The sequence below is a fragment of the Aquabacter sediminis genome (assembly GCF_028863665.1).
Classification (GTDB): domain Bacteria; phylum Pseudomonadota; class Alphaproteobacteria; order Rhizobiales; family Xanthobacteraceae; genus L1I39.
This window is the reverse complement of record NZ_JARBFX010000010.1, coordinates 95,832-117,109: the sequence shown is the minus strand read 5'-3', so window position 1 is coordinate 117,109 and position 21,278 is coordinate 95,832. Positions and strand designations below refer to the sequence as shown.

16 protein-coding genes and 2 pseudogenes are annotated in these 21,278 nt (G+C 61.7%); 11 read left to right on the top strand and 7 right to left on the bottom strand.

Annotation, left to right across the window (positions count from 1 at the left end; translation table 11 throughout):
* The first annotated feature begins 57 nt into the window (after positions 1-57).
* The 8 genes from PV781_RS19305 to PV781_RS19270 all read left to right on the top strand — a co-directional run bounded on the left by PV781_RS19305 (position 58) and on the right by PV781_RS19270 (position 9,089).
* Positions 58-812 (top strand): IS5 family transposase gene (locus tag PV781_RS19305; RefSeq protein ID WP_274777257.1). Its coding sequence is split into 2 segments (ribosomal slippage): positions 58-391 and positions 391-812, totalling 756 coding nucleotides; the frame shifts between segments, so codons are not numbered across the junction.
* An 811-nt stretch (positions 813-1,623) separates the two neighbouring features.
* Positions 1,624-2,262: an ABC transporter permease gene (locus tag PV781_RS19300; protein ID WP_274777256.1), complete on the top strand. Its 639-nt coding sequence runs from the start codon at positions 1,624-1,626 to the stop codon at positions 2,260-2,262.
* 30 nt (positions 2,263-2,292) lie between these two features.
* A complete protein-coding gene (locus tag PV781_RS19295) occupies positions 2,293-3,267 on the top strand; it encodes an ABC transporter substrate-binding protein (protein WP_274777255.1) in 975 nt (324 codons plus the stop codon).
* On the top strand, positions 3,264-4,124 hold the full coding sequence (locus PV781_RS19290) for an ABC transporter ATP-binding protein (protein WP_274777254.1): 861 nt from the start codon (positions 3,264-3,266) through the stop codon (positions 4,122-4,124). The genes PV781_RS19295 and PV781_RS19290 overlap by 4 nt, the downstream gene beginning before the upstream one ends.
* Positions 4,125-4,494: 370 nt before the next feature.
* The gene (locus PV781_RS19285; RefSeq protein WP_274777253.1) at positions 4,495-6,012 is read left to right on the top strand and encodes a class I adenylate-forming enzyme family protein; all 1,518 of its coding nucleotides are present in this window, start codon (positions 4,495-4,497) and stop codon (positions 6,010-6,012) included.
* Complete coding sequence (locus PV781_RS19280; protein WP_274777252.1) at positions 6,012-7,262, top strand: thiolase family protein; 1,251 nt, start codon at positions 6,012-6,014, stop codon at positions 7,260-7,262. The genes PV781_RS19285 and PV781_RS19280 overlap by 1 nt, the downstream gene beginning before the upstream one ends.
* Before the next feature lie 33 nt (positions 7,263-7,295).
* Positions 7,296-8,165 (top strand): fumarylacetoacetate hydrolase family protein, encoded by an 870-nt coding sequence (locus PV781_RS19275; protein ID WP_274777251.1) that lies wholly within the window; start codon positions 7,296-7,298, stop codon positions 8,163-8,165.
* Positions 8,166-8,198: 33 nt separating this feature from the next.
* Positions 8,199-9,089 (top strand): VOC family protein, encoded by an 891-nt coding sequence (locus PV781_RS19270; RefSeq protein WP_274777250.1) that lies wholly within the window; start codon positions 8,199-8,201, stop codon positions 9,087-9,089.
* 29 nt (positions 9,090-9,118) lie between these two features.
* On the opposite strand, the gene PV781_RS19265 is transcribed toward PV781_RS19270, so the two are convergent.
* On the bottom strand, positions 9,119-9,802 hold the full coding sequence (locus tag PV781_RS19265) for a GntR family transcriptional regulator (RefSeq protein WP_274777249.1): 684 nt from the start codon (positions 9,800-9,802) through the stop codon (positions 9,119-9,121).
* Positions 9,803-9,929: 127 nt separating this feature from the next.
* Positions 9,930-10,790, bottom strand: a complete 861-nt coding sequence (locus tag PV781_RS19260) for an IclR family transcriptional regulator (protein WP_274777248.1) — start codon at positions 10,788-10,790, stop codon at positions 9,930-9,932.
* A 509-nt stretch (positions 10,791-11,299) separates the two neighbouring features.
* Here PV781_RS19260 and PV781_RS19255 point away from each other — a divergent pair.
* On the top strand, positions 11,300-12,289 hold the full coding sequence (locus PV781_RS19255) for a Bug family tripartite tricarboxylate transporter substrate binding protein (RefSeq protein WP_274777247.1): 990 nt from the start codon (positions 11,300-11,302) through the stop codon (positions 12,287-12,289).
* A 170-nt stretch (positions 12,290-12,459) separates the two neighbouring features.
* Here the strand turns inward: PV781_RS19255 and PV781_RS19250 are convergent.
* The 5 genes and pseudogenes from PV781_RS19250 to PV781_RS19230 all read right to left on the bottom strand — a co-directional run.
* A pseudogene (locus PV781_RS19250) lies at positions 12,460-13,293 on the bottom strand (GIY-YIG nuclease family protein); the annotation flags it as partial.
* Positions 13,294-13,681: 388 nt separating this feature from the next.
* A complete protein-coding gene (locus PV781_RS19245) occupies positions 13,682-14,770 on the bottom strand; it encodes a DUF4062 domain-containing protein (RefSeq protein WP_274777246.1) in 1,089 nt (362 codons plus the stop codon).
* 227 nt (positions 14,771-14,997) lie between these two features.
* Positions 14,998-17,448: a DUF4238 domain-containing protein gene (locus PV781_RS19240; protein ID WP_274777245.1), complete on the bottom strand. Its 2,451-nt coding sequence runs from the start codon at positions 17,446-17,448 to the stop codon at positions 14,998-15,000.
* 141 nt (positions 17,449-17,589) lie between these two features.
* Positions 17,590-18,124 (bottom strand): annotated as a pseudogene (locus PV781_RS19235) (IS66 family transposase); the annotation flags it as partial.
* A 102-nt stretch (positions 18,125-18,226) separates the two neighbouring features.
* A complete protein-coding gene (locus tag PV781_RS19230) occupies positions 18,227-18,889 on the bottom strand; it encodes a hypothetical protein (RefSeq protein WP_274777244.1) in 663 nt (220 codons plus the stop codon).
* 138 nt (positions 18,890-19,027) lie between these two features.
* On the opposite strand from PV781_RS19230, the gene PV781_RS19225 reads away from it, so the two are divergent.
* Positions 19,028-19,264 (top strand): helix-turn-helix domain-containing protein, encoded by a 237-nt coding sequence (locus PV781_RS19225; RefSeq protein WP_274777304.1) that lies wholly within the window; start codon positions 19,028-19,030, stop codon positions 19,262-19,264.
* A gap of 436 nt (positions 19,265-19,700) precedes the next feature.
* Complete coding sequence (locus PV781_RS19220; protein ID WP_274777243.1) at positions 19,701-20,789, top strand: IS110 family RNA-guided transposase; 1,089 nt, start codon at positions 19,701-19,703, stop codon at positions 20,787-20,789.
* Positions 20,790-21,278: the final 489 nt, after the last annotated feature.

The following is a 21,278-nucleotide window of genomic DNA, read 5'->3' as shown; positions in this document are numbered from 1 at the left end:
CAGGACCTATTAATTGCGCTGCGGATGTGATTCACAGTCTCCATTGAGGAGGCTGGCATGGGTGATTTGTTCCTGCTGAGCGAGCGGCAGATTGCTCGGATCTCGCCGTTCTTTCCTTTGGCCCATGGCGTGCCGCGGGTCGATGACCGCCGGGTGGTGAGCGGCATCGTCTATGTGATCCGCAATGGGTTGCAGTGGAAGGATGCGCCGAAGGACTATGGCCCGCACAAGACACTGTACAACCGCTTCATCCGCTGGAGCCGGCTCGGGGTGTTCGACCGCATCTTCGCCAACCTGGCCGGCGAAGGGCCGAGACCCGAGCGCATCATGATCGATGCCACCCACCTGAAAGCTCACCGCACGGCGGCGAGCCTGCTTAAAAAAGGGCTGTTCCCCGTCGTATCGGGCGCACCAAAGGCGGCCTGAACTCCAAGCTCCACACCGTCTGCGATGGCGAGGGCCGGCCGATCATCATGGTACTGTCGGAGGGTCAGATGAGCGACCACAAGGGGGCCCGCCTCGTCCTCAATGCCTTGCCGCCGGCCCGAACCCTGATCGCCGATCGGGGCTACGACAGTGCCTGGTTCCGGGCGGCGCTGGCCGACAAGGGCATCCAGCCCTGTATCCCCTCATCGCGGAGCCGAAAACGTCCTTATCCCTACGACAAGAACCTCTACCGCCAGCGCCACAAGGTCGAGAACCTGTTCGCCAAGCTCAAGGACTGGAGGCGCATCGCCACTCGCTACGACCGATGCGCACACACCTTCTTCTCGGCCATCTGCATCGCAGCAACCGTCATCTTCTGGCTCTGATCAATGAGTCCTGAGCCTAGCTCCGCCAGATATCTTCTCAAATCACTGATTTTTATCGACAAAATCAGACAGCGATCCCGCTTCCCCACACTTTACCCCACATTCTGAAAATGCTGGATTTTGTGCCTCGCGCCCATACGAGGCGCGTCTGAGGCGGTTGCGGCTGCGAACAGCTCACGCACCTCGTCCCTACCCCGACGCCATCGAGACGCAGGTCGCGAAGCGGGCGTGGCATTTGATTAGCTCGCGTGCGCCGGCATAGGGGCGCCGGGCAGATGAGGGCCGCGAGAACGGTCCCCGGGCGCCGGACGCAGTGCGTGGACGACCACTCAACTGTTTGATCCTGTTGAAGAAGCCCGAGGCGGTCTCTCTGGGGATGGAGGCAGCCGCTCAATGCGCAGTTGCACTTGCTGCATCGCTGGGCGGGACATTGACAAAGAGGGCCCCGGTGCCGTCTCGAACCGGGCGGCGCCGGGGCATGGGCCTGGCAGCCGGATCAGAACGCTGCGTGGCCGGGGCGTCATTGACATTCTAAAAGACTAGAATATAAGAAGCATAGCCTTAGGGGGACGATCTGGTCCGCCGATAAAAATAATCTCAAAAGCTACGCTGGGGTGAACCGTTGACCAGGAGCGCCGCGCCTCCCGCCCCCCACCGCCGTCTTCCATCCCTCGCCAAGATGGGGCGACTTGCCGGAGGGCCGGTTTCAACCGCCTTCGCACTTCTCGCCCTATGGGCGCTCGCCGTCGTGATTCTGGATGTGCCGCCATATCTGCTGCCCAGCCCGCGGGCTGTGATCACGCAGTGGTGGGTGAATCTGCCAGCTCTTCTGCCGCATGCCGTGGCGACCGCCAGCGTCATCCTGCTTGGCTATGGCTGCGCCATCCTCGTCGCCATCCCGCTCGCATTGTCCATCGCCTTCTTTCCGCTGGTGGGCAGCACGGTCTATCCCGGCATCGTGATGCTGCAGAACGTGCCGAAGATCGCGATCGCGCCCTTGTTCGTGATCTGGTTCGGCTTCGGCCTCGCACCGAAGGTGCTGCTCGTTTTCCTCATCACCTTCTTCCCCGTCATGGTGAGCGCCACGGCGGGGTTCCGCGCCTTGCCGAGCGAGATTGGTGATTTCGTCCGATCCACCGGCGCAACGGGCTGGCGCGTCTTTCGTCTGGTGCGGCTCCCGGCGGCCCTGCCGCACGTCTTTGTGGGCTTGCGGATCGCGGCGACCGTCGCGCCGACTGCTGCGATCGTGGCCGAGTTCGTCGCTTCCGACCAAGGCCTCGGCTATCTCCTGCTGAGATACAATGGTGACATGAACACCACGATGAGCTTTGCCGCGATCCTGACGCTGGGAATGATCGGCATCGCTCTCTTCTTTGCAGTTGAACTCGCTGAAAGACTGTTCACGCGCCGCCGGCCCTCGGCCGCAAGCGCGCGCAGCGAGACCGTCTGATCATCTTCATCTCCAGGGAGGGGAGTGCCCGTGCCGAACAAGAAGAGCCCCGGCGGCGCATTCGCGGCCATCGTCCTGTCTGTCCTGCTTTCCTGCCCGAACCCGGCGGCTGCGGCCGACAAGGTCTCCGTGCGGCTGCACTGGCTCGTCAATGGCACAGGCCTCGCCTGGTACCTGGGCAAGCAGCGCGGCTATTTCGAGCAGGCCGGAATTGATCTCACGATCAACGAGGGGCGTGGCTCGGTCGTCACCACGCAGGTGGTCGGTTCCGGGTCCGAGCCGTTCGGCACGGCTGACGCGGTTGCCGTCATCCAGGCCGTTTCCAAAGGCGTTCCGATCAAGGCTGTCATGACAGTGCAGGATCAGGGGCCGCTCGGTGTCATCACCCTGGCCGATTCCGGCATCTCGACGGTGCAGGACCTCAAGGGCAAGCGGCTCGCCGTCACCGCCGGCGATGCGCAGACGCAACAATGGCCGGTCGTGGCGAAGGCGAACGGCCTTGGTCAGGACGATGTCAAGCTCGCCTTCATCGACGGGCCGTCCAAGACGCCAACGCTCATGAACAAGCGCGCCGATGCCATCCTGGGATCCTGCATCGACCATGTGGTGCTTGTGCGAAACGCCGGCGGCGATCCCCGTTGCATTACGTTCGCAGAAAGCGGCGTTTCGACCATTGGCATCACGGTGGTCGCCAATGACCAGATCATCAAAAGCAATCCCGACCTGGTGAAGCGCTTCGTGGAAGCGACCATCCGGTCCTACAAGGCTTTTTACGCAGATCCCCAGGCGGCCATCGCGGCTGCCGCCGCTGCCGTCCCTGACATTGACAGGAAGGTTCTCGCCGAGCAGTCCAGGATCATCCAGGAGTATTACGGCAACAAGCCCGTCGGCCCTCTCGTTCCCAAGGATTGGCAGGAGACGGTGGACACGATGAAGAAGGCCGGCGTTCTGACGGGCGACCTTCCGGCAGATGCCTATTACCGGGCGGAATTCGTAAACAAGTGAACGACCGGCTGGATACCACAATGCTCAAGAGCACTCAGGCCACCAGTCGGGATGGGGACGACTTCCACATCGTTCTCGACAAGGTCTCGAAAGTGTATGGCGAGGGCGCACGGCAGACCGTCGCGCTCAATGATACGTCCCTGCGGATCGCCAAAGGCGAGTTCGTGTCCATTGTCGGTCCCTCAGGGTGCGGCAAGAGCACGTTGATGAAGATGATCGCAGGGCTCCATTCGCCGAGTTCGGGTCGGATCACGGTGGCCGGGCGCCCGGTCGATGGGCCGGTCACGGACCTCGGCATCGTGTTCCAGGCTCCGGTGCTGCTGGACTGGCGGACCATCCTGGACAATGTGCTTGTCCAGATCGAACTGCGCGGACTGTCGAAGAAGGCTTATCGCGACCGCGCCCTCGCCCTGCTCGAGAGCGTCGGCCTTCGCGACTTCGCGGACCGCTATCCCGATGAGCTTTCGGGCGGCATGCGTCAGCGGGCCTCCATCGTTCGCGCCCTGATCCACGAGCCGCCGCTGCTGCTCATGGACGAGCCCTTCGGTGCGCTCGATGCCCTCACACGCGAGCAAATGCGCCTTGATCTTGAAGATCTCTGGCTGAGCAAGCCCATGACGGTTGTTTTCGTCACCCACAGCCTTGATGAAGCGATCCTGCTGTCCGATCGGGTTGTCGTCATGTCGCCGCGTCCGGGGCAGGTTGAGCGCGTGATCGAGATCGATATTCCGCGTCCCCGGGGGCTCGATGCGCGGCGGCATCCCGTGTTCGACCAAGCCACCCAGATGGTGACCGACATCTTCCTCAGTCGCGGGATTCTCCAACGCGGCGGGTTCTCCGGCGCCGCTGCGCATTGAGGGATGCGACGCTGAAGGCGTGGAACCGTGCCACGCCGCCGGGCCGGAGCGTCTGATCCTGGCTTCCCCTGGGCGCGAGGCTGGAGACCACGGAGGGCGGTCGCTGCCGCTGTCGTTTCTGCCGCAACCGGCCTTTCACGCCCCTTTCTTGCCCATTCAGTCGTGATGCCCGGCGTGCTGCGGAGCACGCCGGATGCGCACGCGTTGGTGCTGCATGCGCAGTGTGGCTCGCGCCAAACCGACCCCAGGAAAGTCAGTTTGACTCATCAAAAATACTAGAATATATGAAGCCAGCCCTCGAATGGCGGGAAACGCCTCAGCTCGGTAACGGGGGATCGGGAGGCCGTCGAAACGGCGGCGGTTGAGCGGCATGACACCGATCAAGTTTCTGTATCGTGGCCTGAAGTTGAATCCGCTGGGCGACGCGGTGGTCGATGGCGGTTGCACCCTGACCTATGCACAGCTCGCGGCGCAGGTTGACGCGTTCGCCGCTTACCTGCAGCACCAGCTGCGCGAGCCTCAGGCCCGTATCGGCATCTGCGCGCACAACAACTGGCAGCATGTGGTCGCCATGTTGGGCGTGTTCGCGTCCGGGCACACATGGGTTCCGCTGAACCCGCGCAATTCGCGTGAGGAACTTGCCGGCATCGCGGTGGCTGCGGACCTCTCCCTGATTATCGCTGATGCCGGTTTCCTGCCTCTGTTCGCGGCCTTGGAGCGGGACTGCCTTGTGTGTGCCGGAGAGGTCGCGGGATACGAGACGGTCGCCGGCATGTGTGCCCGGCATCCCGGCGAGCGCCCGGCCGATATCTCGCACCTGCGCGATGGGCTAATGGCCATAAAGTTCACGGGCGGCACCACCGGAAGCCCCAAGGGTGTGATGCAGCCCTATCGCGCCTTCGAAAGCTGCATTGCCAGCATGCTGACCGTCTTCGGGTTTTCCCAAGACGACCGGATGCTGGCTGTGGCTCCGCTGACCCACGGGGCTGGGACCTTTCTGCTTCCCATCTTCGCCGTGGGCGGGTGCACTGTTCTGCTGGATGGCGCCAAGGCACCGAAACTTTCCGAAGTGCTGCTTCACGAGCGGATCACCACAAGCTTCATGCCGCCCACGCTGATCTACACGCTGATGGATCATGCGATGGCGAACAGCATCCGTTACCCCGCACTCCGCTGCCTGATTTATGGCGCGGCGCCCATGCCGGCAGCGAAGATCCAGCAGGCGCTGGACCTTCTGGGGCCGTGTCTTGCCGCCATTTACGGCCAAACCGAATCCCCGAGCATGATCGCCGCCATCACGGCCGGGGAGCTTGCCCGAGAGCGCGATCTCTCCACCGTGGGGCGTCCCTGCCCCTTCAATGAAGTGCAGATCATGGGACCGGACGGGGCGTTCCTTCCTGCTGGCGAGACCGGCGAGGTGGTGGTCCGCGGCGATCTGGTGATGCGCGGCTATCTCAACAGCCCCGACCAGACCGCGGCGACCATTGTCGATGGCTGGCTGCACACCGGCGACCTCGCCAGCTTTGATAATCGCGGCTACCTGACGCTCAGGGGACGGCTGCGGGAGGTCATCATCTCCGGCGGCTTCAATGTTTACCCCGCGGACGTGGAGGCGGCGCTGGCGCGGCATCCGGAGGTGCTGCAGGTGATCGTGGTCGGGCGTCCCGACGAATACTGGGGTGAGCGGGTGGAGGCGGCGGTGGTGCAGGCCAGTGGCGCCGCCACCACGGCGGCCGATCTCATCGCCTTTGCCAAGGCGGAAGTCGGCCCGGTGCGTGCGCCGAAAGCGATCCATTTCCTTCCTGCGATGCCCACCAATCCCGTCGGCAAGGTGACGCGCCGGGATGTCGTGTCCGCGATCGAAATCCTTGAAAGAGAGAGCGTCTGATGGCGTCTGGCACTGGAGTATACATCGTCGGCTCTGGCATGACGGCGCTGGGCAAGCAACCCGACCGATCCGTTCGCCAGCTGTCGCAGATCGCCCTGTCCAGGGCGCTTGCCGATGCCGGCCTTTCGGATGCGTCCGCCATTGAAGCTGCATGGTTTTCCAATACGCGGCAGGCGCTGCTTGAGGGCCAGAATGGCATTCGCGGCGAAGTGGCTCTGCGGGACGCGGGGATTGCCGGCGTCCCGGTCACGAATGTCGAGAATGCGTGCGCCAGCGGAAGCACCGCCCTCCTGAATGCGGTTGCTTACCTGAAGGCCGGGTTCGGTGAGGTCGTCGCAGTTGTTGGCGCGGAGAAGATGTTCTTCCCCGAAAACCGCCAGGGCATGTTTGCGGCTTTCAAGGGCAGCACGGATGTCCTGCGCTTTGATGAACAGCTGGAACAATTGCTGGCTCTGGCGCAAGCCATGCCCATCCCTCCGGGAATTGAGGCGTCAGCCGAGCGCAGCGTGTTCATGGACATCTACGCGGCATTCGGGCGCTATCACATGGCGCGCTTCGGGACCACGCAGCGCCAGATCGCAGCCGTGGCGGCGAAAAACCATCACAACTCCACCCTCAATCCCGATGCGCAATATCGCTTTGACATGACCATCGACGAGGTGCTGGCCGACAGGCCCGTCTCATGGCCATTCACGCGCGCCATGTGCGCGCCCATCAGCGACGGCGCGGCGGCGCTTATTCTCTGCACGGGCAGCAGCCTCCGGCGTTTTGACGCCAAAAGGGCAGTGCCGCTTGCGGCCTGTGCCCTCACCTCGTCCAGTACCCGTGGTGTGGATGATCTGGACAGCCATCTGGGGCGGCGGGCCGCACTGCGGGCTTATGAGCAGGCCGGCGTGGGGCCGCAGGACATGTCTCTGGCCGAAGTGCATGACGCCACCGCTTTCGCTGAAATCATCCAGATTGAGAACCTGGGCTTCTGCGCGAGGGGCGAGGGCGGCGCCCTGACCGAGTCGGGCGCGACCCGGCTGGGAGGCCGAATCCCCGTGAATCCGTCCGGTGGTCTCCTGTCCAAGGGCCATCCCATCGGCGCGACCGGCGTCATGCAGATCCACGAACTCGTCACACAACTCCGCCACGAGGCCGGCGCGCGGCAGGTCTGCGGAGCACGCTGGGCCATTGCGGAAAATGGCGGTGGCTTCCTTGGCTGCGAGGAGGCTGCGACCGTCGTCACCATCCTCGGCGGAAAATAGAACCGATCCTTCTGCATTCAGGAAACAAACAAGATGAAGCTGGTTACATATAATCATAAAGACCGTGAAAGCTTTGGCATCGTCACGGGTCCCGACGCCAGCCCGCAGGGTATTGTCGATCTGGGGGATCGTTACGCATCGCTGCGGGATCTGCTTGCCGATGAGAACGGCCTCGCTTTTGCTCGCTCGCGTGAGGGGAACGCGCCTTCAGTCGCATGGTCGGATGTGCAACTGGCGCCGGTCATACCAAACCCTTCCAAGATCCTGTGCGTAGGCGTCAACTATGCGAGCCACGTCAAGGAAACCGGCAGGGAAATGCCCGCCAAGCCGATGATGTTCACGCGTTTTGCCGAATCCCAGGTGGGCGCGAACGCGGACATGCTTTGCCCGAAGGTCTCGGACCAGTTCGACTATGAGGGCGAGCTTGCCGTCATTATCGGCACCCGCAGCCGATACGTGACGCCGGAGCAGGCGATGAGCCGTGTCGCCGGCTATTCCTGCTATAATGACGGGAGCCTGCGGGACTGGCAGCGCCATACCCAGCAGTTTGCACCGGGCAAGAACTTTCCGAAGACCGGTGCGTTCGGCCCCTGGATGGTGACGGCGGACGCGCTGCCCGACATTTCGGCTCAGACACTGGTTACGCGCCTCAATGGGCAGGTGGTCCAGAGCGCGACCCTGGACGATCTCATCTTCGATGTTGCGGCCCTGGTGTCCTATTGCTCGTCATTCATCACACTTGAGCCGGGTGACGTCATCATCACGGGCACCACCGGCGGCGTGGGTGCGTTCCACAAGCCCCCGCTTTGGATGAAGGCTGGAGACACTGTCGAGGTGGAGATTTCCGGCATTGGCGTGCTGCGCAACAGCATCGCCAAAGAAGCCGAAGACTTCGTCATTTGACCGCATCATCCGCTATTCAGACCGGGGGCTATCTTGAGTTATCTCATCCGCCAGATGGGCCACATCGCACTCGCCACGCCTGATCCTGAGGGCTCGGCTCAGGATCTTTCAGATATCGTCGGCCTGCGCATCGTCGACCGGAGCGAAAACCTCGTCACCCTGTCGTGCAACACGCGGCGCCACGAGGTCGGCTATTTCAGGAGCCGGAAGAAGGCGGTTCTTGCGGTTGGTCTTGAGGCCATGGACGCGGACGCGGTGGCCGAGGTGCGACGCCGGGCGGAAGCCCACGGCTGCGAGATCCTTGCAGACATATCCTATTTCCCGAACGTGAAATGCGCCGTGCGCTTCAGCACGCCGCATGGCCTGATATTCGAGGTGCACACGCCGGTGCCCCGCGATCAGCCGGGACCGCAGGGCGTGCATCTTGCCAGCCCCGTTCGCCTGGAGCATGTGAATGTGCGGGTGGAGGACACACGCGGCTTCGGTGCCTTCTGCGTCGACGTCTTCGGCATGAAGCTGTCCGATCGCACCGCCGATGATGGGCTCATATGGTTTCGTGCCGCTGATGGCTATCACCATACGCTCGCCATCGGCACCGGAGCCGCAAAGCTTCACCATTACGGGTTCGATACCAGTTGCTTCGAGAATATTGCGCGGCTCGCGGACGTGCTGGCATCGAAGGGGCGTGCGATGCTGTGGGGACCCGGGCGCCACGGCGCGGGCAACAACATCTTCAGCTACTACATCGATCCGAACGGCTGTGTCGTCGAGACCTCCATCGAGATGGAGCGGATCGACTGCGACGCCTCGCATGAGCCGCGCACCTGGCCCCTGGCCTCCGTCAAGCGGTTGCGCAATCTCTGGGGGCCTCTGGAAGGGGACGACTACCGGGCAGCCGGCATCGATTTCGCGCGGGAGGCCTGAGAAACGAACACGGGCTTGCGCGCTCTCGCTCAGGTCCGGGTTCGATCTTCCGCGATCTGGGCGATCCGCCTGGCGACGGCCAGGACATGTCGCCTCATCGTGTCGACCGCGCGGGCCGAGTCCTGTGCTTCGATGGCAGCAATGATCGTCTCATGCTCCTCGTGAGCCACCTTGAGACGCTCCATGAAAATCGGCGCACCGGCGGTCGCCACGAGAAAATCACCGAGATCGCTCATCACCTCCGTGACCTCGGTGAGGGCCGCCGATTGGATCGTTGAATGGATCGCAAAATGGAACTTCTGATTCAGCCTGCGATACTCCCGAGAGAGCTCCACGGCATCCAGATCACCGTTCATCAGGCGGCCAATCTCGGCGGACACCGATCTAAGCTGCTTGATGTGTGCTGGCGCGGCGCGCCTGCAGGCGAGATCGACACAGACGCACTCCGCTTCTGCGAAAAGTTTGTAGAAATCGACCATCTCCTGGAGTTCGTAGCGACGGGGAAAGCTCCCGACCTGCGGGACGATGGTCACGAAGCCTTCCAGCGCGAGCCTGCGGACTGCCTCCATCACGGGCTGCCGGCTCACCCCCAGGTCGCTGGCAATCGCATCGATGGGCATCAGTGTTCCGAGCTCAAGCGCACCATCCAAAAGCAGCTGCTTGACGTGCTGATAGACCTGAACGCCAAGACCTGACTTCTGTCGACGAAGCATCCTCGCCCCACACCCAAATCATCCAAAAATCTAGAATAACACCCGGCCCCATGATTTCGCAACGCACAGAGGGCCTGTACGTCAGGCCGCAGGACGCACGATGCTCGAAGACAGAACAGTTGCGCCTTCAGCGCATCCAGGTGCCGCCGAGCTTTGCGCTCAGTTGCCTGGCGCTTTCCACCAGAGTTTCGCGGTACGCCTCACCCCCGCGTTCCCTTGAGAACGCTCCGGCAGAGCCGAGCAAGGACAGAGCCATCGGGACACCGCCCGCGCTGTCGAAAACGGGCGCGCTCAGGGAGTCAAAGCCGTGGAACAGGTCACCAAGAGCTTCTGCGAGGCCGGTGGCCCGCACATCGCCCAGCATGCGTTCAAAGCGTGCCAGGCTCACCTGCCGGCCCGCAATTGTCGGCTTCAGCCCACTGGCCAGTTCAGTCTCGATCAAGGGCCGCGTCACGGAGGAGGGCAGGAAGGCAGCAAAGACACGGCCGGAGGCCGAATTCAGCACCGGGATCGAACTGCCAATCCGAGAGGATACGGTGATCGGCTGGAAAGGCTCGATGCGGCGCACCACAGTGGGTCCGCGATCTCCCCAGACAACGAGTGCACAATTCTGCCCCGTGGCGTCATGCAGGGCACGCAGCGCCTGGTCTCCCAGCCTGAATGCGTCCAGGCGGTTCTGGGCCGCAAGCCCGAGAGCGATCGCGCCGCCGCCCAAATGGTATTTCCCGTCCATCGGGTCCTGCTCGACCAGATTAGACCTGCACAGGCTCACCAGAAACCGATGGACCTTGCTTGGAGGGAGATCAGCAGCTTTGGCAATTTCCCCCAGATGCATCGCTTCAGGCCCCCGGGCCAAGATGAATGCGATCTCCAGACCAAGTTCGATCTTGTCGACGCCCTGCTGCTGGCGCTCCTCGGGCTCGCGCCCCTTGGCGAGCTTCCGCACCGTTTGAAACCCGACTCTTTGACGCGTGGATGGTGTGGCCATTTGAGAATCACAGGAGGGCTTGGAAGCGCTCAAGGTACGACGTTTATCGGAACGGAGATAGCGCGGGGCCTCATGGGAGAAGCTCACGCGCTCTGCGACGAGAGCGCGGGTCAGTCCGTCTTTCCGACCGTCCCCGCCGGATGCTGCAAAGGCCCCAGAAAGTCGAAGGAAGATTGTCGGAATTAGAAAAATGGAATACGTTCTATTTTCACGGGGCCGGGTGGAGATGGACCGAGCCTGCGGGGCGATGCCAGACGATTTAAGGCGGGGTCTCAGTGAGCAGCGAGATGGATCTGCAGATGCCCGCCTCGACCCTCCTGCCGTTGCGCGGGCAGGGGTGATGCCGTCGCGGCGCGTATGGAGCCACGTTGCCTTCGGGCCCGCCGACCGCTCGTTACCAAAGCCGGCGGGCAGCCCTCAAACACTGGCCAGGGCTGCCTGATCAAAGGGGGGGACTGTCCCCAGCCCGCGCTGCCGAAAGACGCCAACAATAAAACGGGAGGATGAAGGTGAAACGTTCGAATTCGCTCATCGGTCGGATATTGGGTCTGAGCCTGGCGACGTTTGCGGGGCTCAGCCTCGCGCCTGCCGTATCCCATGCGGAGGAGTGGCCTTCTCGACCGATCAAGATGATCGTCGGATTTCCGGCGGGCGGTAGCCCCGATATCGTTGGACGTCTCGTCGCAGACAAGCTTGCACAGCAGCTTGGCCAGACCGTTTACGTCGACTCCAAGGTTGGCGCCAGCGGCGTTATAGCGAGTGACACTGTCTCAAAGTCCACGCCCGATGGCTACACCATGGTGATGCTCACGGGTGCGCATTCGGGCACAGCCGCGACCCGCAAGTCGTTGCCATACGATCCCGTCACGGGCTTCAGCATGATTTCGCTGGTTGCCGCCTATCCGCTGCTGGTGGTCGTAAGGCCGGATTCTCCCATCAAGTCTTTCCGTGAGCTTCTGGCGAAAGCGAAGGCAGAGCCGGACAAGATCAGCGTGGGCTCGAACGCCCCGGGAAGCGTGCATCATCTGCTGGGTGAATTGATCAATATCGAAGCCGGTGTCTCGATGACACAGGTGCCCTATCGGGGAGATGGGCAGTCCATCCTCGATCTGACGGGTGGCCGGATCGATGTCATGATCGGCACCGCCACCACTCTTCTTGATCAGGTCAACCAGGGGGCGTTGAGAGCCATCGCGGTTTCGTCGCCCGAACGCTACCCGCTGCTTCCCGATGTCCCGACGATCGAGGAAACGCTGCCGGGTGTCGAGGCCATGTCCTGGCTCGGATTGGCAATGGCGCCGAAGACACCTCAGCCCATCATTGACCGCGTCAATCGCGCCTTGCGGGTGATCCTTGCCACGCCAGACATCAAGGCTCGCTTCGCACAGCTTGGCGCCGTGCCCACATGGTCCACTCCGGAACAAATGGCCATACAGATTACCGGGGAAGTGCAGCGTTGGACGCGCGTCGTTGAGCAGAAAAACATCGAACGCCAATAGGAGCCTTTGCGGCATCTTCTATCCGGAGGATCGGGACGGAAGAACCGTGCCCTTGGTCCTGGGCGTCAGGGAACGCGCCGCTCCCAGCCGCCCGGGTTCCCGGCCACCTGTGGTCAGTGAAAGCCTCTCCCAAGCATGCCTATCATCCTGACGGATGACTGCCGGCGCCGTCACCCAAGCGTCAGGGAGGCCGTCTGCGGGTCGTATCTGTAGCGTGTGATCGTGCCGTCGCGGATCTTCCCGATGGCCTCGTCAATGACGAACAGGGGCACAAGGAACCACTCGCGGGGGGTGACCGGGGTGCCGAAGCGGTCCCTGATCTCCACGTCCAGGCGCGCCGATCCGAACACCCGGTGGATCACGTTCTCAAGCCGCGAGCGGTTGATGTTGAACAGCTCATAGGTCGCGACGACCTCCACATCCGCCATCAGGAAGGTCGGATCAAGCCTGGCGTTGGCGATCCGTTGCGAGACGTCCCCACCGGTCACGCCGATCTTGTGCAGCACCTCGCGATGCTCCGCCACCACCGGGTGATCGGACTTCGACCGCAGCACATAGACGGTTCCGCTGGCGGCATCGCCGTCTTCGCTATCCGAGGCAAAGAGGGGGCCTGCCTCCGGGTCACTGATGCGCCGGCCGGCCTCGTCCTTGTAGAGCGCGCGCTGAAGGGAGCGCAGGAGGAGATCGCTCTCCGTCCCGTTGGAATAGATGACCCTCAGCCGGGCGTCCGTCTCGCCGTTCGGGGCTTTGAACGGCTCGCCGACCTCCGCCACATAGGCCGTCTGCCCGCCGAGGATGAAGAACTGGCCCGCCTTGATTTCCGCTTTGAGAAAGCCGGAATCCTTCACGAAGGGACGGGTGCTCCGGACGCCGTCCTTCAGATCGCGCTGCACCTACTCGAACAGCGGCTTGAACGTCGCGAAGTCCTCGCACTTCTGGCGATTGGCGATCTCCTCGGCCGCGCGCTTTTCCTCGGTGGAGCGCACATGGCGCAGGTCGGTGATGCCGCCAGCGAAAGCGTCTTTCCACTCCCTGCGGGCGCAAGCAGGCGGATATTGTCTTCCTGAGCACCTACAAAGGCTGATTGTGTCTGGTCCAGCATCCTGCCGCTCGAAGGCCGATATTTGTTTCAGGGCTTTTCAGCGCCTAGCAGCTCAATGGCGTCAGCACCATTCGTGAGCCACCCAGCTTGAGAGCTATAGCGAAAACGTCGTGCTCACCGCTATCTTTCATGGACCGGCATCAATGCCAAGGATACGCCCAAACCATCTGAAAGCCGTCCTGTGACGCCGAAAATCGTATAGGCGGGCCGCGAGCGACCAAGAAGAGAACTATGCGTTCGCTATAGCACTATGACGCATGCTGACAACTACCGGGCATCAGGACCGGCTCTTACGCTGCGTTCGGCTTCGGCTTAAGAGGCATTTTGGCGTTAGGCCCCTCGGAGAACACACGCATATCGAGCCGCTTGAAGAAATCGAGAGCATCGTCTTCGCCATACTGCTTGATGAGCGCAGAGACCCAATCCTTGAGTGCTTCGGCCGGATACGTCTCCTGCTTCTTGGGCTTAAAAACCAACTCCACGGTTCCATAAGGATTGCCCATGCTGTCCTCTTCGAAATCATACTCTCCGCTGATACCGCAGTTGGTCATCTGCGCGAACACACGTTTGCCGCGATGCCTGCCCCAGGCGGAGGCTTTAAACCGCTCTTCACGCACCTTAAGGTGCCGATCGTCAGCCTCGCCATGGCGAGCTACGACCCATATGGCCTTCATCTGCTCGGCCTTAATGGACTCCTTCACATCAGCGGCAAGCACGGCCTTCAAGCATTCATAGACATGGCGCAGGCCGGCACGTGCGATTGTACGCTCCGCTTCATCGGCTCCGGGAACACCATCGAGCGAAGACGGAAACGGTACTGCTTTAAGGCTTTCGGCGGGCGCCTTGGCCGCCTTCTTCCGCAAACCCTGAGAATAAAGGAGCAGGATGTAGGCGAACTGAGCGGTTAGGGCCGATTTTATGTCGGTCACGTTATCGAAGAGATGCAGCCAATTGTCCTCGTGCCCTGCGGCGATCGTATCAACGAAGTCGACGATGCGAACGTCATCTATGGTCGGGGTGAAATCTGCACCAGGATTCTTGCGGTAGGCCGCACGTAGTGCATCGACCCGCTTATCCAGAAACGCAAAGACCGGGCGGTCCAGTTTTTGTGCTGCACGAATCTCTTCATTTGTGATCGACTTTTCGCTGCCGACATAGGTGCCGCCGCGGCGACCGCCGATGATCAGAACGACATAGTCTGCCTGCTCCATCATCGCGAGGCAGGCGTCGTGCGAATGTACCTTGGGCTTCACACCGAACTTGCCGCTCTGTGAATTCAGCACTTCGAATCCACACCCGTTGAGGAACGAGGTGAGCTCGGCGCGAGCATCGCTGAGGTCGAAGCACGTGGAACTGAGGAAGATTCTGGGCTTGGCCATGGTTCGCCTCTCTCCCAAGGCGATCCTTGGTCGTAAACACCCGAATATGGGCGCACTGACATCGCATTTTCAACCAGTATCGGTCTTCGGAGATGTGCAACGCAGTTGGATTGAGGTCCCCCTCTGATGTTGTCGCATGCCTGAGGCCTGCTTGATCATCAGAATCGTACTAGGATTGGGTGGGCCGGCGTCAACGGAGTGGGACCGATAGGCGCCCCTCAGGGTCGTCACCGAGCGAGTATTGAGGGTTTGCCAGCCCCAAAATTCTCAATGAAGAACGCTATCGGCACGCTTGAAAGGTGCCGTTCCGAGCTCGACATCAAAAGGAGGCGATTGATCGTATTGTCTTGGATGCCTTCGGGCGGCAAGACGCAAGATATCCGGCCCTCCTTTGATGCTACGCCTGACTTTTTGATAACGGATTGGGCTGCCGCATGGATCTTGATGAACCTGCCAACAAACTGCGCTTCCCGGTTTGGTTTTGCTCCGCGTTCTTCCAGGCGTGAGAGATACCTGAACAGGTTCCGGAACAAATCCGGATACCCCCCACAGGACTTCATCAACGCGTGGTCAGCGACATCCAAAGCGTTCTGAGGAAAGTCGAATTTTGCAGCCTTCATCTTTTCCGAAAAGATGGCGAGCCCCGGCGTCGCGACTGCCACTTGGCGACGGATAGCCCTCTTAACTTCACTCCAGCGGTAAGGGCTGTCCGTGACGATGCTGGCACCTGTTGCCTGGGCTAAGTACATGGTCATCTCGAAATTTGGCGCGAGTTTGAACATGCTCATTTGCCCGCCCTCTTCGCCTTCCAGTGAACCGTCCTGAAGCACAGCCAGAGGATCGAGCTCTCGCTTGCGCTCGGCAAAGCGCATTGTGGCCTCAATTTCTTCGTCGCTCATTTGTGGATTGAGTTTAAGGAGTTGTCTGCGCAGTGCCTCCGGGGGCATCAGCATCAAGCTGCGCCGAGTGTCCTCTTCCATGTGTTTTCTCAGGCGAGGCTCTTTATCGGGATCCAACCGCATCATGGGTGCTCGCGCTTGCGCCATGCCCAGCATCTGCTCGCGGAGGTGAAAATCGAAGTCGCAGGGATCGGGTATGAGATTGACCAGACCCAGTTGCACAAGCGGCATGACTGTCATGAAGAACATGATGCTTTTCAGAACATCCTGCCTATAGCGCTTCGGATTTGCGGTAGGCCGGTATTCCTTTGCCATAACTCCCGAATGGATGAACGGGTGCGCGACGATCAACTCGCCGAAATATAGCGAGGCTGCCAACGCGAAGTCGGTGATCGATGAGGGGTGGATAGAGCCAGTGTAGACCGCGCGAGCGACGCCGTCCGGCTTCGGCAGTAGCGCAAGCAAATCAGTTTCTAGTGGCCAAAGGGCCTCATACAGGAAATAGATTTCCTTGATCTTCTCATCGGTGATTTCGCGCCGGATCTGAGTCCAGTCCTTTTCCGCGTCGAGCCCCAGGATCCTTACGATCCCGTTTTGCAGCATGATGTTTCGCTCCCGGATGCTGAGCTCACTCCAAGAGGGGCGCAGCACTTCGGGCTTAGCCTGACAACACGCCTTGAAAGAATTTCCCGATCCACACCCGCAGACTTCTCGTGGGCCCAGCTGCTTCTTCGGGGCTGCCTTAATCAGGAAGTCACGCGGCTTCTCGGTCCTGCCAAATTCGTCCTGATAGTGTACATGCCCGCTCTCGTACTGAACGAACATCTCGCCGCCGAAGTGGAACAGTCCGTTTCCTGGCGGCAGGAACGTTTTCCTCAGGTCGCCCCACGGCTGCGAGACCGCCTTCTCTGGATACAGCCACTCCTTTCGGCCGCCTCCGATGTAGCGCCGTGCGCGAGATTTTAGAACGAAGTTGACCTGCACAACTTCGTCCGCAGTCAGCTTCCGGGAGCGGATGAAAGCGTCGATTCGGGTCATAGATTGCCGGTAATTTCGCGCGAAGGTCCTCTTTTGGAGTGGGCTGGTGCTCGGATCTTTTGCGTATTCCAGGTTCGAGAGGATCAGGCAGAAGTCGCGGTTCAGCGGGAAAATCGTTTGAGACGCCCTTAGTGCAATGTCGGGATCGAGCGGATACGCGCCCATCGGGTGCGTAGGCGGAACAGCATGGTTGTAGATCGTCACTGGGTGGTCGCTGAAGATGAACTTCACGTCGGAGCTCTCAGCAGAGACGATTTCGCGCACGCCCCCGACCCAGATCGTGCAATGCATCATGCGGATGCCCTGCATCTCGTACATCAACTCGTTCTGCGAGAGCTTGGGATACTGAGCCTTCAGCCAGTCCAACCCTTTCGGCGTTCGGATTTTCTGGATATCGAGGTACTCAAAGAACGTCTGGAAGTGCTTGTGCCACTCGCGCACGTCGGTACCACAAAACGCGCGCACCGCCTGGGAGCCCCTGCCGTCGATGTCACCGAACAGGCGCCGCTCGATCTCGTCGTTGACCGATGCTCCAAAGAAGGTCGAGTATAAATCCTTTTGAACGAACGCTTTCGAAGTCGGCGTATCGTTCCACGCTCCGTTTTGAGTGATCACGCGCCCATCCGGGAGGATCTTGCGCTCCGGCGTCATGTCCACAAAGGCGAGGGACGAGCGACCTGGTTCAAAGAACCCCTCTTGGTACCATTGCGGGACGTAATGATTCTGTCTCGTCTTTGACATCACTATTCTCGCGAAGACATAAATCAACAAGCTCGACACTGCTCCGGAGGCTAGCCAATTTCTTTCATGGAATCATGGGTGCTTGCTCCTGTTCGGCGCAAGTTGCGAACAATCGAGGTCGTTTCTGTGTAAGCGTCGTCCTCAGGCCACGTTACTGAGGGCGGGCCTGGCGGGATAGGCCCATGGCATGTCGATCCGGCTGTTGGGGTGGCCGCTGACGATGCGGGTGATGATGTCCGTGAGGTCCGCCTGGGGATCGATGCCGTTCAGCTTGCATGTCTCGACGAGCGAGGCGATGACGGCTCAGTGCTCGGCCCCGCCATCGGAGCAGGCGAAACAGGTCGTTCTTCCGGGGCAGGGCCAGGGGCGGATGGATCGCTCGACGATGTTGTTGTCGAGCTCGATGCGCCGTCACCGAGGAAGAGGCCAAGCCCGGCCCAGCGCGAGAGCGCGTAGCCGATCGCCTCGGCGAGCTTGGTCCTCTGGCTAATCAAGGCGAGCTTTTGCCGTAGCCACGGCTCGAGGGCGTCGACGTCGGTTTGCTCCTTTGCTGCCGTGCGTCCCGGCGCTCGTCCGGGGTGCCGCCACGGATATCAGCCTCGACACGATAGAGGACGGCGATGCCCAGCAGGGCCTCACTGGCGATCGGCGCGGGGCCGGTCTGGGCCAGCTCGTAGAGCGCCGCCGAAAAACCGGAGCTGCGCGCCATCGCTCCGCAACGCGCGTTTGAGCGTCCCTCCCCCCCCGCACTTCCTGCGCTGGCATTGCGAGCACTGCTTCAGGCAGTGGAGGTGGCCGTCCTTTGCTGCAGTTGCGTCAAGCGTGCAACATCCCTGCGGATGCGCCGCAGCTCCGGCCAAGGGAAGTGTCTTCCCTCAGCGCCATCGGCCCCCACGGTAATCAACACGTCGAGTTTCGCGGATAGACCACGCAGAGACGTGGCGTCCGCTGCAAAGAGCTCCCCGATCAGGCGCTCCTCATCGTGGGAAGCCGTAGCCTCCTCCTGCCGGGTCACGGAGTAGCCGACGGCGTGATCCGCGTCGTCCCAACGTCGCTGATGCGAACGCAGCGCTGCGGCAACTTCAGCCCGGCGAGAGCGGAGCGACGGCACTTTTGCGACAAGTTCATCGAACTGGCGCATCAAACCAATCCGTACAGGCGAGAGCAACTCGGCTGCATCGAGAACGACCTGCGGAAAGCCGATCGTCCGCGCAAGTTCGGACTCCAGCCGCTGCTGCTTCCTGCACAGGGCAAGCGTCCGCCGATGCGCGGCGCGCCACGCTTTCCATGCAAGGACAGCTGCGTCCGTTGCGCCATGATCTTCCGGCTCGGCTGCAGCCGAACTGTTGAAGGAAGTGCCGCCGACCGTCAGCAGGGCGGCGGAGAGAACGTCCCTCCGGGTTGGCCGGGACAGACTCGTGCTAATCTCAGAATCAGCCATGATCCGAGCTCCAAGCAGCTTGGGTTGTGGTCAGGCCGGACATCGTGTTCCCGCACTTTGTCCGGCTGCTTGCACGGCGAAGCCTACATGAAGATTGACCATGACGGAAGATATTCGCCATCAGATGGCGATTTTATAATGAGCCCGATTCAGTGCCGAATGGCACGCACCGCGTTGAATTTCAGCGTTCTGGACCTCGCTCGTGCCGCCGAGGTTTCGTCCAACACTGTGGTTCGGTTTGAACGCGGTGAGGCGTTGAAGGCGACCACAGTCGAGCGTCTTCAAACGGCGTTCGAAGCTGCCGGAATCGAGTTCATTCCGGAGAATGGCGGGGGGGCCGGTGTGCGCTTCCGCAAACCATCAGCATCCGAATAAGGCCTCTTTGGCCGCCGCCAACACGTGAAGAAAGTGCGGACTCCGCGCTGCTCCACGGCAGTTTCGTTGCAATGTTTCAGCACGAGACCGGACACTCGTTCGCATCCTTAATCCAGGTTCGACTGCAGCGCGACCGCGGTGCGAGCGGCTTGCGACTGCGAACTAACGGCATCAACGATCGCACCTCCTAGGTCGGCTGTAGTGGCTTCGGCGGTGATAACGCGTCATGGGTTGACTTCGGCAGCAGCTGACGTTGCTCGGTTCCGGACTCGGAGTATATTTGGCATGTCTTGTTTGATTATTTTCACTAGTGGTAAATAAGAGGGGATTGAGTGCCGCCCGTAATCGGCGGGACGGCTCTGGGTCCTCGAATTCGCTGCCGCCGCCGGCGCCAACGCGTCAAACTCCTGGTGTTTCGCAACGCAGGAAGCGGCTGATGGAATTCTTTTGCGGACTGGATGTGGGCCTTGAGGCGACCGCGCTGTGCGTCGTCGACGAGCGCGGCGATGTGCATCTTCGGTGCACGGTAGAGACGGATCCGCAGGCGATCCATGACGCCGTCGTTCCGTTTCTGCCGCGCTTGCGCCGGGTCGGGCACGAAGCGGGATCGCTGTCGCCGTGGCTGCATCCCGAGCTCATGCGGCTCGGCCTGCCGGCGGTGTGTCTGGAGACGGTTCATGTGCGCGCGGCGATGTCGGCGCAGCGCAACAAGACCGACGCCGCCGATGCGCTCGGCATCGCCCATCTGATGCGCACCGGCTGGTTTCGCCATGCCCACATCAAGTCGGAGCGCTGTTACCGGATCCGCCTGTTGCTGACACAGCGGCGCAATCTCAAGCGCAAGGTGCTGGACCTTGAGAACACCATCCGGCACTCGCTCAAGGCGTTTGGCATCCGCATCAAGGGCACCGGGCGCGGCGGTTTCGAGCAGGCGGTGCGCGACGCGGTCGCCGGCGATGCGCTGACCAGCGAACTGATGGACGCGATGCTGATCGCGCGCGCCGCGCTGTGTAAGCAGTACTGCCGGCTGCACGATCTGGTGGTGAAGATGGTGGCGCGCGACGAGCTCTGCCGGCGCTTCCTCGGCATTCCCGGCGTCGGTCCGGTGACGGCGCTGAGCTTTGTGGCGGCGATCGATGATCCCTTGCGCTTCCGCCGCTCGCGAGACGTCGCCGCCTATTTCGGGCTGACCTCGCGGCGCTGGCAGTCCGGCTCCTCGATCGACGTCCAGGGCCGCATCAGCAAGGCGGGCGATCCCGATGTGCGCCGCGCCCTGTACGAGGCGGGCTCGGCGCTGATGGCCCGTTTCAAGGGCCAGGACAAGCTGCGCAGCTGGGGTCTCGAGCTCGCCAAACGCAGCTGCCACCGCAAGGCGACGGTAGCCGTGGCGCGCAAGCTGGCGGTGATCATGCACGCCATGTGGAGCGACGGAACGTTCTATGTCGGCCACGCCGGCGCCAGCGCCGCGGACGTCGCGGCGCGCGCGGAGGTGAAGGATCGCCGCCTGTTGGGGGCGCATGCATGACGGTGCCAACACCCACGCCGTGCCACGTGTCCGGCGGCTGAAGGATCGATGATTGACGCGCTGGGCGTCGCCCGACCAACGATGGAGCTCCGCGCAAGCGGATGAGAACTGGTGCAGACCAAGGACGACGGGAAGCACGCTATCTTGCCTGCGGCCGCGCCGATCGGAAGACGGCCGGACCGCGCTCGAATGCCTGTGATGCAGCCCCGTGGCTCCGATGGAAAGATGCGCCGCGACGGATCGAGCGCTGCCGATGAGCAGCCGAACCAGGCCGTCGACGAGCGCGGAGGACTGCACGGCACACCAGGACTCTCGCCTCAGGAGCCGTCGTGCTGCGTGGCGTCGTTTAGCGTATTATTGAATGCAATGGAGGAGAGACGACGATTTCGAACAGATCTGACAAAGCACAACCGATTAGGACGGCAAGATAAAGCGGATTTTCAATCCGCGCGAGCTTCGCTCTTAATATGTTGTCTGCACGTTGTTTTC